This is a genomic window from Microbacterium paraoxydans (assembly GCF_019056515.1).
In the GTDB taxonomy this organism is placed as follows: Bacteria; Actinomycetota; Actinomycetes; order Actinomycetales; family Microbacteriaceae; genus Microbacterium.
Genome location: NZ_CP064873.1, coordinates 350,790 through 363,863, shown reverse-complemented (window position 1 = coordinate 363,863; position 13,074 = coordinate 350,790). Strand labels below are relative to the sequence as shown.

Sequence of the window (13,074 nt, the reverse complement as noted above, 5' to 3'; positions counted from 1 at the left end):
CGGCGGCGGTCAGGAGCCGGCGAGGACGGCCCCGAGGATCGCCGCCGCCTCGGGGAAGCGGGACGGGTCGGCGCTCGCGTAGTTGAGCCGCACGTAGGAACCGGAGGGTTCCGCGGGGAACCACTCGCTCCCCGGCGCGATGACGAGGCCGCGCGCCGCGCACTCCCGGACGACCGCGGCGGCGTCCGTGCCGTCCGGCAGCCGCAGCCAGAGGTTCAGCCCGCCGACCGGCACGGCCTCCACCAGCGCGGTCGGCGCCTGGGCGGTCAGGCACGACAGCAGCAGGTCGCGCCGCGAGCGCAGCTGCTCCCGGAAGCCGCGGAGGTGTGTGCGCCAGGCGGGCTGCGTCACCACGTCGAGGGCCGCGGCCTGCAGGAGCCCGCTGACGTACATCGACTCCGCCGCGCGATCGGCGAGGATGCGATCCCGGGCGGGACCGCGCGCGATCACCGCCGCCACCCGCAGGGACGGCGACACGCTCTTCGTCAGCGAGCGCAGGTACACCACATGGCCGTCGTGGTCGGAGGCGGCCACGGGGCGCGGGTCGGCGTCGATGCCGAGGTCGTGCGCCCAGTCGTCCTCGATGAGGAAGGCGCCGTGGCGACGGACCGCGTCGAGCACGGCCTCCCCCGTCGCCGCCGGCCACTGCGCGCCGGTGGGGTTCGCGAAGTTGGGCTGCGCGTAGAACGCCCGGGCTCCGGTCTCGGCGAGCGCCCTGTCGACGGCGTCCGGATCCGGACCCTGCGGCCCGGAGGGGACGGGAACGAGCACGACCCCCGCCTGCTCCGCCGCGAGCAGGGCGCCCCAGTAGGTCGGCGACTCGATGAGCAGCGGCCGGCCGACGCCGACGACCGCCCGGAAGATCGAGCTCAGTCCGCTCTGGCTCCCGGAGATGACGACGGCGTCGCGGGCGGTCGGCACCGTGACCCCCGCCGGGGCCGCGGCGGCCAGCTCCGCTGCGAACCACTCCTGCAGCCCGGGCTCGCCGGCCGCGGGCGAGCGGGTGAGGGCGGACGCGGTCCGGGAGGCGCGGACGAGGGCCTGCCGGACGAGCCGCTCGGGGAGGAGGTCCGGAGCCGGATACCCGGAGTGCAGCCCGATCGCGTCCGGCGAGGTCGGGCGCTGCGCCGAGGAGAGACCGTCGAGGCGCACGGCGGCGGCCCCCAGCGCTCCGGACTGCCAGCCGTAGTCCGCCGGCAGGACGGTGCGCGCGGCGCGGACGAACGTGCCGACGCCGGGTCGCGCGTCCACGAGCCCGAGGCGGACGAGCTGCTGCACGGCCTTCTGCACGGTCACGGGGCTCGCGGCGTACTCGGCCGTCAGCGCGCGGTTGGAGGGGAGGCGGGCGCCGGGGGCGGCCGTAGCGATCCACGCCCGCAGGCCGGCCACGATCCGCGCGGTGCTATCCTGACTCATGAAAGAACACAGTAGCGTTATCCGTCCGAACGGAACACTGCTATCCCGCGCCGCCGGTCCCGGTTGGGGGCTCCTGGGCGTCGTCGCCTTCTCGTTCACGCTCCCGTTCACGCGGATCGCGCTCGGCGGCGGACTCTCGCCGCTGTTCATCGGCTCCGCGCGCGCGGTCGTCGCCGCCGTGCTCGCCGCGGTCGTCCTCCTCGTCACGCGGCAGCAGGCGCCGAGCCCAGTCCAGTGGGCCCGCCTGGCGGTCGTCGCGCTCGGTGTGGTCGCGGGCTTCCCGTTGCTGACGTCGTTCGCGATGACCACGACGCCGGCGAGTCACGGGGCGGTCGTGATCGGCCTCCTCCCCGCCGCGACCGCCGTGGCCGTCGTGCTGCGCACCCGCGAGCGCCCGTCCGCCTCGTTCTGGGTGTTCGCACTTCTCGGGTCCGCGGCGGCCCTCGTCTTCGCGACGGTGCAGAACGGCACGCCCGGCGCCCTCCGCCCCGCCGACCTCCAGCTGTTCGGCGCCGTCATCGCGGCGGCCGTCGGTTACGCGGAGGGCGGCCTGCTCGCGCGCGAGCTCGGCGCCTGGCAGACGATCTCCTGGGCCCTGGTGCTCGCAGCTCCCATCATGCTCGCGGTGGCCGTGGCCGCCGGGGTCGCCGCCCCGCCCATCGCCAGCCCGACCGCGTGGCTCGCATTCGCCTACCTGGCCGCGGTCAGCATGTTCCTCGGATTCTTCGCCTGGTACCGCGGCCTCGCCATCGGCCCGATGGCGCAGGTGAGTCAGATCCAGCTCGTCCAGCCCGTCATGGGCATCACCTGGGCCGCCTTCCTCTTCCACGAGGACGTCGGTGGGGCCACGGTGCTCGGCGGGCTCGCCGTCGTCGTGTGCGCCGGGCTCGCCGTCCGCACCCGCAGCTCTTCTCCCACCCCCACCCCCACCCCCACTCGACAGGAGGCGCCATGCGTCACACCCCCCGCTACCTCATGACCGACCCCGACGAGGTGAAGCGCCTCATCCGCGCCCACCCGTGGGCGACGTTCGTCTCGCCGACCTCCGCCGGCCTCGTCGCCTCGCACTACCCGGTACTGCTCGACGAGGACGAGGACCAGGACGACATCGTGCTCGTGAGCCACTTCGGGCGTCCGGACGACGAGCTGCACGAGCTCGGTCGCCACGAGATCCTGGTGATCATCCAGGGGCCGCACGACTACGTGTCCTCGAGCCTCTACGCACCCGGGGACCTCGTGCCGACCTGGAACCATGTCACCGCGCACCTGTCCGGCACCCCGGAGATCCTCACCGCGGAGGAGAACTACGCCATGCTCACGCGGCTCACCGACCACTTCGAGGGTGGGCAGCCGCACGGGCGGAGCCTCGCGGAGGACGAGCCCGGCACCCGACGAGCCGCGAAGGGCACGGTGGGCCTGCGGCTCCGGGTGACCCGGTTCGACGCGCGCGCCAAGCTCAGCCAGAACAAGGCCCCCGAGGTGCGGGAGCGCATCGCCGCCCGGTTCGACGCGGTCCACCCCGCCCTGGCCGCCGAGATGCGTCGCGTCTGACCCCCGTTCGAATCGCGCACTGTGCTCCATCTCGGCCGGATGTGCAGCAAAGCGAGCGATTCGAAACGGGGTCAGAGGACGAGGGTGGCGAGGGCGACGGTGGGCACCGCGGCGACGGCCCCCCAGAGCGCGAAGCGACCCCAGCGGATCTCGACCCCGAGCGCCGTCACGCGATGGTGCCAGAGGAGTGTCGCGAGCGAGGCCCACGGCGTGATGAGCGGACCCAGGTTCACGCCGATCAGCAACGCCATCAGGGCGACCGGGTCCCCTGCGGCGGGTTCGAGCACGAGGTAGGCCGGGAGGTTGTTGATCGCGTTCGCGCTCACAGCCCCGAGCGCCGCGAGCCGGAACAGGTCGCCGAGAGAGTCGCCGTCCGCGGTCGGTGACGTCAGGAAGTCGAGCAGTCCCTGCGCGTGCGCGGTCTCGACCAGGACGAACAACGACGCGGCGAGCGCGAGCGCCTGCCACGGGACGAGCGACAGTCGCAGGGCGTGGCGACGACGGACGGCGAACAGCGCGATCAACGCGAGAGCCGCGACCGTGGCGGGGATCCACACGTCGGGGGTCAGCGCGAGCAGCGGCATCAGCACGACGAGGATGCCGGTGGCGCTCCAGAACAGCGTCGGATCGGCGGGTCGACGAGGCTCGGGCGTCTCGTACGTGCCGAAGACCGTGCGCCGATGCAGGACCGTGAGGATCGCGACGGGCACCAGGATCCCCACGAGCGTGGGCGCCCAGCTCAGGGCGATGAACGCCCCGGGGCCTTCCCCCATCGCGGGCGCGGCGAGCAGGTTGGTGAGGTTCGAGACCGGCAGCGCGAGCGACGCGGTGTTGGCGAGCCAGACGGTGGCCAGGGCGAACGGCAGCGGGGAGACGCCGATGCTCTGCGCCAGCACGACGACGACCGGGGTGACGATCACGGCGGTCGTGTCGAGCGAGAGGAACACGGTGCTCACCACGGCGAGCACGACCACCAGCGCCCACAGCACGACCACGCGGCCACGACCCCACCGCGCGAGGCGCTGCGAGACGACGTCGAACACCGCCGCATCACGGGCGAGCTCGGCGACGATCGTGATCGCGACGACGAACCCCAGCACGGGCGCGATCCGCTCCCCGAGCGCACCGGCGTCCGTGGGCGGAAGGAACCCGGTGAGCACGCACACGAGCGCGACCACCACGAGCCCGGCGACGATCCCCGTCCCGACGCCGATCCGCATCCTTCTGATTCCCACCTCGTGAGCATAGGGCCGGCGCCCTTTTCGAATCGCGCACCTGGCTGCATCGGCGGCGGGTTGGGGACCAGGTGCGCGATTCGAAGGCCGTCTCCGTGAGCAACCCGCATGCATCCGGGGGGTGGGCGTAGGGGAAACGTGAGGATCGGCGGATGCGGCGGGGCGGCGCAGTTGGATCGAGGACGTGCTCGACATCATCTACCTCGCGCTGACCCTGGCGCTGTTCGCCCTCGTGTCCCTCATCGCCAAGGCGGTGGACCGCGCATGATCGTCTTCGAGATCCTCGCCGCGGTCCTCGCCGTCGCCGCGGTCGTCTACCTGGTCGTGGCGCTCGTCGCCCCGGAGCGCTTCTGATGGACGCGACGGTCCTGTACGGCGTCCTCCAGATCACGGCTGTCGTGGTCGTGCTCGTGCTCCTCTACCGCCCCCTCGGCGACTACATCGCGCACGTCTACACCTCCGGACGCGACCTGCGCATCGAGCGCGGGCTCTACCGGGTGATCGGCGTCGACCCCCGCTCCGAGCAGACCTGGCGCGCCTACGCCCGCAGCGTCCTGCTGTTCTCGCTCGTCGGCCTCCTGCTCGTCTACGGGCTGCAGCGGCTCCAGGCCTTCCTCCCCGCGTCGCTCGGCCTGCCCGCCGTGCCCGAGGGACTCGCGTTCAACACCGCCGCGTCCTTCGTCGCGAACACCAACTGGCAGTCGTACTCGCCCGAGCAGACCATGGGCTACACGGTGCAGCTCGCTGGCCTCACGGTGCAGAACTTCGTCTCCGCCGCCGTCGGCCTCACCATCGCCATCGCCCTGATCCGCGGTCTCGCGCGCCGTGGCTCCGCGACGATCGGCAACTTCTGGGTCGACCTCACCCGTGGCCTGGGGCGGCTGCTGCTCCCGCTCGCCCTGATCGGCGCGGTGGCCCTGCTCGCGGGCGGCGTGATCCAGAACGTGAACGGCTTCACCGAGGTCGCCACGGTCTCCGGCGGCACGCAGATGATCCCCGGCGGTCCGGTCGCGTCGCAAGAGGCCATCAAGCTGCTCGGCACCAACGGCGGCGGCTTCTTCAACGCCAACTCCGCCCACCCCTTCGAGAATCCGACCGGGTGGACGAACCTTCTCGAGGTGCTGCTGATCCTGGTGATCCCGTTCGCCCTCCCCCGCACGTTCGGCCGACTGGTCGGCGACCACCGGCAGGGGTACGCGATCGTCGCGGTCATGGGCACCCTGTTCCTCGCCTCGCTCGCCGCACTCTCGGCCCTGGAGCTGGCGGAACGTGGCGCCGCGCCCGAACTCGCCGGGGCTGCGATGGAGGGCAAGGAGCAGCGCTTCGGCATCCTCGGCTCGACCCTCTTCGGCAGCGCGAGCACCCTCACCTCGACCGGGGCCGTGAACTCGATGCACGACTCGTACACCGCGCTCGGCGGCATGATGCCGATGCTGAACATGATGCTCGGCGAGGTCGCTCCGGGCGGCGTCGGCTCCGGTCTCTACGGGATGCTCGTGCTCGCGATCGTCGCGGTCTTCGTCGGCGGGCTGCTCGTCGGACGGACCCCGGAGTGGCTCGGGAAGCGCATCGGCCCGCGGGAGATGACTCTCGCGAGCCTCTACATCCTGGTGGTCCCGGTGCTCGTCCTCGGCGGCACGGCCCTGAGCTTCGCGATCCCCGGCATCCGCGAGGACGTGGAGTCCACGAGCATCCTCAACCCCGGCATGCACGGCATGAGCGAGGTGCTCTACGCGTTCACCTCCGCCGCGAACAACAACGGCTCCGCGTTCGCCGGCCTCACCGCGAACACCCCGTGGTTCAACACCGCCCTGGGCGTCGCGATGCTGCTCGGGCGCTTCCTCCCGATCGTGCTCGTGCTGGCCCTCGCGGGATCGTTCGCCGCGCAGGAGCGGGTGCCGGCCACGACCGGCACGCTCCCCACCCACCGGCCGCAGTTCGTCGGCCTGCTCCTCACCGTGACCGTCGTCGTGACGGCCCTCACCTACTTCCCCGTGCTCGCACTGGGACCGCTCGCCGAAGGACTCTGACCATGACCCTCCTGACCACCCCTCCCGAACAGCAGGACGCCCCCGCGGCCCCCGCCCGTCCCCCACGCTCGTTCGGCGGAGCCCAGCTCGCTCAGGCGCTCCCCGGCGCGCTCCGGAAGCTCAACCCCGCGACGCTCGTGCGCAACCCCGTGATGCTCCTCGTCTGGGTCGGCGCCGCGTTCACGACCGTCCTCGCGATCGCGGAGCCCTTCCTCGGCGGACCCGCCTCCTCCGGCGGCACCCCCGTCCCGGCGGCGTTCACGTGGGGCATCGCGATCTGGCTCTGGCTGACCGTGTTCTTCGCGAACGTCGCGGAGTCGGTCGCCGAGGGACGGGGCAAGGCCCAGGCCGCGAGCCTGCGGAACACCCGCACCCAGACGATGGCGCGACGGGTGGTGGGCCCTTCGACGGGCTCAGGGACCCAGGGGGGCGCGGAGTGGGTCGCTGAGCTTGTCGAAGCGCCGACGGAGACGGTGTCGTCGGCGGAGCTGCAGCGCGACGACCTCGTGATCGTCTCCGCGGGCGAGCTGATCCCGGGCGACGGCGACATCGTCGCGGGCATCGCCACCGTGGACGAGTCGGCCATCACCGGCGAGAGCGCCCCCGTGGTCCGCGAGTCCGGCGGCGACCGCAGTGCCGTCACCGGCGGCACCCGGGTGCTGTCGGATCAGATCGTCGTGCGTATCACGTCAAAGCCCGGCGAGACGTTCGTCGACCGCATGATCGCGCTCGTCGAGGGGGCGAGCCGGCAGCGCACCCCGAACGAGATCGCCCTGAACATCCTCCTCGCGAGCCTGTCGATCGTGTTCGTCGTCGTCGTCCTCGCACTGAATCCGATCGCCTCGTACGCGGCGTCGCCGGTGAGCATCCCGGTCCTCATCGCTCTGCTCGTCTGCCTCATCCCGACCACGATCGGCGCCCTCCTCTCCGCCATCGGCATCGCGGGCATGGACCGACTCGTGCAGCGCAACGTCCTGGCGATGTCGGGGCGGGCGGTGGAGGCCGCGGGCGACGTCACCACGCTGCTCCTCGACAAGACCGGCACCATCACCCACGGCAACCGCCGCGCCCACGCCGTGCTGCCGCTCACCGGAGTGGACGCCGCGGAGCTGCTGCATACCGCCGCCCTGTCCTCCCTCGCCGATCCGACGCCGGAGGGCGCATCGATCGTCGAACTCGCCGCCGCCCGCGGGATCCGGGTCGAGGCCCCGGCGGACGCCGTCGTCGTCCCGTTCACGGCGCAGACGCGCATGAGCGGTCTCGACCTCGCCGACGGCACGCAGATCCGCAAGGGCGCCGCCTCGGCCGTGGCGGCCTGGCTGGGGCAGACCCCCGATGACGAGCTCACGACCCTCACCGACGACGTCGCCTCGGGCGGCGGCACGCCCCTCGTCGTCGCGGTGCAGGGCCCTTCGACAAGCTCAGGGACCCATCGGATCCTCGGGGTCGTGCATCTCAAGGACATCGTCAAGGACGGCCTCCGAGAGCGGTTCGACGAGCTGCGCAGCATGGGCATCCGCACGGTCATGATCACCGGAGACAACCCCCTCACCGCGAAGGCCATCGCGGCCGAGGCCGGCGTCGACGACTACCTCGCCGAGGCCACCCCGGAGGACAAGCTCGACCTCATCCGCCGCGAGCAGGAGGGCGGGCGCCTCGTCGCGATGACCGGGGACGGCACGAACGACGCCCCCGCGCTCGCCCAGGCCGACGTCGGCGTCGCGATGAACACGGGCACCTCCGCCGCCAAGGAGGCCGGCAACATGGTCGACCTCGACTCCGACCCGACCAAGCTCATCGACATCGTCCGCATCGGGAAGCAGCTGCTCATCACCCGCGGCGCGCTGACGACGTTCTCGCTCGCGAACGACATCGCGAAGTACTTCGCCATCATCCCGGCGATGTTCATGGGCGTGTTCCCCGGACTCGCGGCGCTGAACATCATGCAGCTGCACTCGCCGGCCTCGGCGGTCACGAGCGCGATCATCTTCAACGCCATCGTGATCGTGTTCCTCATCCCGCTCGCGCTGCGCGGCGTGACCTACCGGCCGGCGAGCGCCTCGCAGATCCTGCTGCGGAACCTGCTGGTCTACGGCCTCGGCGGCGTCATCGCCCCGTTCGTGGGCATCAAGCTCATCGACCTCCTCGTCAGCCTCCTCCCCGGCTTCTGACCGGGCTCGAAAGGAACGCCATGTCGTCCACCACCCGCACCACGGTGCGCACCGCCGGTGTCGCCGTCCGCGCGATGCTCGTCCTCACCCTCGTCCTCGGCGTCGGGTACATGCTGCTCGTCACCGGCATCGGCCAGCTCCTCCTCCCCGCGCAGGCGAACGGCTCGATGCTCCCCGGCGACCGGGGCAGCGCGCTCATCGGCCAGTCCTTCACGGATGCCGACGGCGAGGCCCTGCCCGAGTACTTCCAGTCCCGCCCCTCGGCTGCGGGCGACGGATTCGACGGAGCAGCGTCGAGCGGCAGCAACCTCGGGCCGGAGAATCCCGACCTCGTCGCCGCCATCGCCGAACGGAAGGCCGAGATCGCCGCGAGGGAGGGGGTCGATCCGTCCGCGGTGCCCGCGGATGCCGTGACCGCGTCCGGCTCCGGTCTCGACCCGCACATCAGCGTCGCGTACGCCCTGCTGCAGGTGCCGCGGGTGGCGGCCGCCCGCGACCTGCCGGAGGACGAGGTCCGGGCACTGGTGGAGTCTAGGATTCAAGGGCGGGACCTGGGGTTCCTCGGCGAGGAGCGCATCAACGTCGCGGAGCTGAATCTCGCACTCGACGACCGGGAGGGTGCATGAGCGCAGAGCGGCCGCCGCGCCCCGCGACGGACCGGAACCGCCGCGGACGACTGCGCGTCCTCCTCGGCGCCGCGCCGGGGGTCGGGAAGACCTTCGAGATGCTCGCCGAGGGCCGGAGGCTCCGCGACGAGGGCCGCGACGTGGTCATCGCGATCGTCGAGACCCATGGCCGTGCGGCCACGGCCGCCCTGACCTCCGGACTGCCCGAAGTGCCGCGCCGGGAAGACGCCCACCGCGGGGTCGTCCTCTCCGAGCTCGACCTCGACGCGGTGCTCGCCCTCGGCCCCGAGATCGCGCTCGTGGACGAGTTCGCGCACACGAACACCCCCGGCTCGCGCAACCCCAAGCGCTGGCAGGACGTCGAGGAGCTGCTGGACGCGGGGATCGACGTCGTCACCACCGTGAACGTGCAGCACATCGAGTCGCTGAACGCGGTCGTGGAGAAGATCACCGGCATCGCCCAGCGCGAGACCATCCCGGACGCGGTCGTCCGCGCCGCCGACGAGATCGAGGTCGTCGACTTGGCGCCGCAGACGCTCCGCGACCGCCTCGCCGCGGGCCTCGTCTACCCCGCGGAGCGCATCGATGCCGCGCTCTCGCACTACTTCCGCCTCGGCAACCTCACCGCCCTGCGGGAGCTCGCCCTGCTGTGGCTCGCCGACGAGGTCGACAGCGCGCTCCGCAGCTACCGCGCCGAACAGGGCATCGCCGGAGCGTGGCAGGCACGCGAACGCGTGGTCGTCGCCCTCACCGGCGGCCCGGAGGGCGAGACGCTGCTGCGCCGCGGGGCCCGCATCGCCGCCCGGTCCGCCGGCGGGGAGCTGCTCGCCGTGCACGTGACCGCCCAGGACGGGCTGCGCGACGAGACCCCCGGCGCCCTCGCCGCGCAGCGCTCCCTCGTCGAGTCGCTCGGCGGGACCTACCATCAGGTGGTCGGCGACGACATCCCCGCGACGCTCGTCGAGTTCGCCCAGGGCGCCGACGCGACGCAGCTCGTGATCGGGGTGAGCCGCCGCGGCCGCCTCGCCGCCGCGCTCACCGGACCGGGGATCGGCGCCGAGGTCATCCGCCGCTCGGGCGACATCGACGTGCACATCGTGACCCACGCCGCGGCGGGCAGCCGTCTCGCCCTCCCCCGCATCACCGGCGGCGCGCTCGGCTGGCGGCGTCAGGCGCTGGGCTTCGGCGTGGCCCTGGTGTTCGGTCCGCTGCTCTCCTGGCTGATGTTCACGGTCCGCAGCCCGGAGTCGATCACGGCCGAGGTGCTCGCCTACCAGCTGCTCGTCGTGGTCGTCGCCCTCATCGGCGGGATCCGCCCCGCCGTGTTCGCGGCCGTGCTCTCCGGCATCACCCTCGACTTCCTCTTCGTCGCCCCGCTGTTCACGATCACGATCGCGCACCCGCTGCACGTGCTCGCCCTCACCCTCTACGTCATCATCGCGATCCTCGTGAGCCTCATCGTCGACCAGGCCGCCCGCCGGGCCAGGACCGCGCAGCGGGCGACCGCCGAGGCGGAGCTCCTCGCGGCCGTCGCCGGGAACGTGCTCCGCGGCGACAACGCCGTGCTCGCCCTCGTCAGCCGCACCCGGGAGGCGTTCGGTCTGAGCGGCGTGCGGCTGCTCACCCCGTCCGGAGAGGTGCTGGCGAGCGACGGCGAGCCCGTGCCGGACGGCCGCGCCATGACCATCCCGGTCGGGGTCGCGTCCGGTGGGGGCCCGCGCGCCGTGCTGGAGCTCAACGGCGAGCCGATCGCCGGTCCGGAGCGCCGCCTGCTCGACGCGATCGTCGCCCAGCTCGCCGCCGCCATCGAGCACACCGACCTGCGAGCCACGGCACGGGAGGCGGAGGCTCTCGCCGAGACCGATCAGGTGCGCAGCGCCCTCCTCTCCGCCGTCAGTCACGATCTGCGGCGGCCGCTCGCCTCGGCCGTCGCGGCGATCGGCGGCCTCCGCGGCGCGCACGGCCTGTCCGCCGAAGACCGCGCGGAGCTGCTGGAGACCGCGGACGAGAGTCTCGCGACCCTCTCCACCCTCGTCACCGACCTCCTCGACGTGAGCCGGGTGGAGGCGGGGGTGCTCGCGGTCTCGGCGCAGCGGATCGACGCAGCCGGCCCCGTGCTCGCCGCGGTGGACGAGCTCGGCCTCGGCCCCGCCGACGTCGAGCTCGCGCTCGATCCCGACCTCCCGCCGCTGCACGCCGACCCGGTGCTGCTCCAGCGCGTGCTCGTGAACGTGCTCGCCAACGCCCACCGGCACGCGCCGGCGGGCAGCCGTGTGCTCGTGTCGAGCAGCCGGCTGGGCGATCGGGCGGAGATCCGGATCGTCGACCGCGGCGAGGGGATCGCCCCCGAACGACGGGATGCGATCTTCCAGCCGTTCCAGCGCTTCGGCGACACCGACAACACGACCGGGCTGGGGCTCGGGCTCGCCCTCTCCCGCGGATTCACCGAGGGCATGGGCGGTAGCCTGACACCGGAGGACACCCCCGGGGGCGGACTCACCATGGTCATCTCCCTGCCGCTCGCCGCAGGGACCGCCGACACGGAGGGCACGGAGTGAAGCTCCTCATCGCCGACGACGACCCCCAAATGGTGCGGGCGCTGCGGATCACCCTCGCGGCCCACGGGTACGAGGTCGTCGTGGCCGCCGATGGCGCCGCCGCGATCGCCGCCGCGGCGCAGACTCACCCCGACCTCATCATGCTCGACCTCGGCATGCCCCGGCTCGACGGCATCGAGGTGATCCAGGCCCTCCGCGGCTGGACGAGCGTGCCCATCATCGTCGTGTCGGGGCGGACGGGCTCGGCCGACAAGGTCGAGGCGCTGGACGCGGGGGCGGACGACTTCGTCACGAAGCCCTTCCAGGTGGATGAACTGCTGGCCCGGCTCCGGGCGCTCTCCCGCCGCGCGGTCGCCGCGAACGGGGAGTCCGTGGTCGCGTTCGGGGATGTCGTCGTCGACCTCGCGACGAAGACCGTGACCCGCGCCGGCACCCGTGTGCACCTCACGCCGACCGAGTGGCGGATGCTCGAGCACCTCGCACGGCACCCGGGCGCGCTGGTGACCCGGCAGGATCTCCTCAAGGAGATCTGGGGCAGCGCGCAGGTGTCCGACTCCGGCTATCTCCGGCTGTACATGTCGCAGCTCCGCAAGAAGCTGGAGCGGGAACCCTCGGCGCCCGTCCACCTCCTCACCGAGTCGGGGATGGGCTACCGACTGGTGCTCTAGCGACCGAGCGGCGCGCGGTCGTGCGTGCCGGCGCGGCGCCGCCGGCGGAGGACGGCCACGACGCCGACGACGACGAGCAGGACGGCGACGATGATCGCGGTGACGGCGGTCGGCGTGCTCTCCGGCTCGCCCGTGAGACGCCCGATCGCGAGCCAGCTCAGCCCCCAGGCCGTCGCCAGCGCCGGGGCGAGGCGGCCGGTGAACCAGGCCGATGCGGCGCCGATCACCAGCACGACGACGAGCACGGCGACGGCCCAGGCGTCGGGGGCATCCGCCCCGATCTCCGGGACGGTCTGCGTGAGCCAGGCAGCGGTGTTGGCGACCGTCGCGATCGTGACCCAGCCGAAGTGCAGGCCGTTCGCGCCGTCGGTGAGGAGGCGGTCGGCGAGGGAGCGGGCGGGGTACCGGCCGAGGAGCACGATGATGCGCGCGAGCGTCGCGAGCAGCAGCGCGATCACGAGCACGGTGAGCCACAGCGTCAGGTACCGCGCGGTCACCAGCCAGAGGCCGTTGAGGACCAGGGAGAGGGCGATCCAGCCGCCGACCGCCTGCTGACGCTCGTCCTGGCGCTGCGCGGGGAGGGCCTGCCACACGGTGTAGGCGAGGAGTCCGAGGTAGATGAGCGACCAGATCGAGAACGCCGGCCCGGCCGGGGCGAGGTACGAGCCCTGCGCCGAGAGCGCCCCGTTCTGGAGCTCGTCGACGGAGTCCCCGCCGAATGCTCCGGCGCCGATGGCCGCGGCGATCAGCATGAACACGGCGGCGGCGATCACGAGGCTCTGGCGGGCGATGCCCTTCGTCGAGGTCTCCATGCCCGCA

The 13,074-nt window shown here is 72.7% G+C and carries 11 protein-coding genes; 8 read left to right on the top strand and 3 right to left on the bottom strand.

Annotated elements, in window-relative coordinates; genetic code table 11:
* Window positions 1-9: 9 nt before the first annotated feature.
* Window positions 10-1,416 (bottom strand): PLP-dependent aminotransferase family protein, encoded by a 1,407-nt coding sequence (locus IZR02_RS01755; protein WP_025104008.1) that lies wholly within the window; start codon window positions 1,414-1,416, stop codon window positions 10-12.
* Between IZR02_RS01755 and IZR02_RS01750 the strand changes: the two genes are divergently transcribed.
* Both IZR02_RS01750 and IZR02_RS01745 read left to right on the top strand, forming a co-directional pair.
* Window positions 1,415-2,395 (top strand): DMT family transporter, encoded by a 981-nt coding sequence (locus IZR02_RS01750; protein WP_025104009.1) that lies wholly within the window; start codon window positions 1,415-1,417, stop codon window positions 2,393-2,395. The two genes, IZR02_RS01755 and IZR02_RS01750, sit on opposite strands and share 2 nt — an antisense overlap.
* Complete coding sequence (locus IZR02_RS01745; protein ID WP_025104010.1) at window positions 2,368-2,967, top strand: FMN-binding negative transcriptional regulator; 600 nt, start codon at window positions 2,368-2,370, stop codon at window positions 2,965-2,967. The genes IZR02_RS01750 and IZR02_RS01745 overlap by 28 nt, the downstream gene beginning before the upstream one ends.
* A gap of 71 nt (window positions 2,968-3,038) precedes the next feature.
* Here the strand turns inward: IZR02_RS01745 and IZR02_RS01740 are convergent, their stop codons facing one another.
* Window positions 3,039-4,187 carry an SLC13 family permease gene (locus IZR02_RS01740; RefSeq protein WP_025104011.1) on the bottom strand — a complete coding sequence of 383 codons (1,149 nt, stop codon included), beginning with the start codon at window positions 4,185-4,187 and terminating at the stop codon, window positions 3,039-3,041.
* A 279-nt stretch (window positions 4,188-4,466) separates the two neighbouring features.
* On the opposite strand from IZR02_RS01740, the gene IZR02_RS01735 reads away from it, so the two are divergent.
* The 6 genes from IZR02_RS01735 to IZR02_RS01710 are packed head-to-tail and all read left to right on the top strand — an operon-like array spanning window position 4,467 to window position 12,255.
* The gene (locus IZR02_RS01735) at window positions 4,467-4,556 is read left to right on the top strand and encodes a potassium-transporting ATPase subunit F (RefSeq protein ID WP_036292752.1); all 90 of its coding nucleotides are present in this window, start codon (window positions 4,467-4,469) and stop codon (window positions 4,554-4,556) included.
* Complete coding sequence (gene kdpA / locus IZR02_RS01730; protein ID WP_025104012.1) at window positions 4,556-6,232, top strand: potassium-transporting ATPase subunit KdpA; 1,677 nt, start codon at window positions 4,556-4,558, stop codon at window positions 6,230-6,232. Before IZR02_RS01735 ends, kdpA begins: the two co-directional genes overlap by 1 nt.
* 2 nt (window positions 6,233-6,234) lie before the next feature.
* Window positions 6,235-8,403 carry a potassium-transporting ATPase subunit KdpB gene (kdpB, locus tag IZR02_RS01725; protein ID WP_217316553.1) on the top strand — a complete coding sequence of 723 codons (2,169 nt, stop codon included), beginning with the start codon at window positions 6,235-6,237 and terminating at the stop codon, window positions 8,401-8,403.
* A gap of 20 nt (window positions 8,404-8,423) precedes the next feature.
* Window positions 8,424-9,029 (top strand): potassium-transporting ATPase subunit KdpC, encoded by a 606-nt coding sequence (gene kdpC, locus IZR02_RS01720; protein WP_062766113.1) that lies wholly within the window; start codon window positions 8,424-8,426, stop codon window positions 9,027-9,029.
* Window positions 9,026-11,587 carry an ATP-binding protein gene (locus tag IZR02_RS01715; protein WP_062766110.1) on the top strand — a complete coding sequence of 854 codons (2,562 nt, stop codon included), beginning with the start codon at window positions 9,026-9,028 and terminating at the stop codon, window positions 11,585-11,587. The genes kdpC and IZR02_RS01715 overlap by 4 nt, the downstream gene beginning before the upstream one ends.
* Window positions 11,584-12,255 (top strand): response regulator, encoded by a 672-nt coding sequence (locus IZR02_RS01710; RefSeq protein WP_025104016.1) that lies wholly within the window; start codon window positions 11,584-11,586, stop codon window positions 12,253-12,255. Before IZR02_RS01715 ends, IZR02_RS01710 begins: the two co-directional genes overlap by 4 nt.
* Here IZR02_RS01710 and IZR02_RS01705 read toward each other — a convergent pair.
* Window positions 12,252-13,067 carry a TspO/MBR family protein gene (locus tag IZR02_RS01705; RefSeq protein ID WP_025104017.1) on the bottom strand — a complete coding sequence of 272 codons (816 nt, stop codon included), beginning with the start codon at window positions 13,065-13,067 and terminating at the stop codon, window positions 12,252-12,254. The two genes, IZR02_RS01710 and IZR02_RS01705, sit on opposite strands and share 4 nt — an antisense overlap.
* Between the last annotated feature and the right edge of the window lie 7 nt (window positions 13,068-13,074).

Coding starts and splice junctions, on each gene's coding strand:
- IZR02_RS01750 (WP_025104009.1), top strand. CDS start 1,415: ATGAAAGAACACAGTAGCGTTATCCGTCCGAACGGAACACTGCTATCC.
- IZR02_RS01755 (WP_025104008.1), bottom strand. CDS start 1,416: ATGAGTCAGGATAGCACCGCGCGGATCGTGGCCGGCCTGCGGGCGTGG.
- IZR02_RS01745 (WP_025104010.1), top strand. CDS start 2,368: ATGCGTCACACCCCCCGCTACCTCATGACCGACCCCGACGAGGTGAAG.
- IZR02_RS01740 (WP_025104011.1), bottom strand. CDS start 4,187: ATGCGGATCGGCGTCGGGACGGGGATCGTCGCCGGGCTCGTGGTGGTC.
- IZR02_RS01735 (WP_036292752.1), top strand. CDS start 4,467: ATGATCGTCTTCGAGATCCTCGCCGCGGTCCTCGCCGTCGCCGCGGTC.
- kdpA (WP_025104012.1), top strand. CDS start 4,556: ATGGACGCGACGGTCCTGTACGGCGTCCTCCAGATCACGGCTGTCGTG.
- kdpB (WP_217316553.1), top strand. CDS start 6,235: ATGACCCTCCTGACCACCCCTCCCGAACAGCAGGACGCCCCCGCGGCC.
- kdpC (WP_062766113.1), top strand. CDS start 8,424: ATGTCGTCCACCACCCGCACCACGGTGCGCACCGCCGGTGTCGCCGTC.
- IZR02_RS01715 (WP_062766110.1), top strand. CDS start 9,026: ATGAGCGCAGAGCGGCCGCCGCGCCCCGCGACGGACCGGAACCGCCGC.
- IZR02_RS01705 (WP_025104017.1), bottom strand. CDS start 13,067: ATGGAGACCTCGACGAAGGGCATCGCCCGCCAGAGCCTCGTGATCGCC.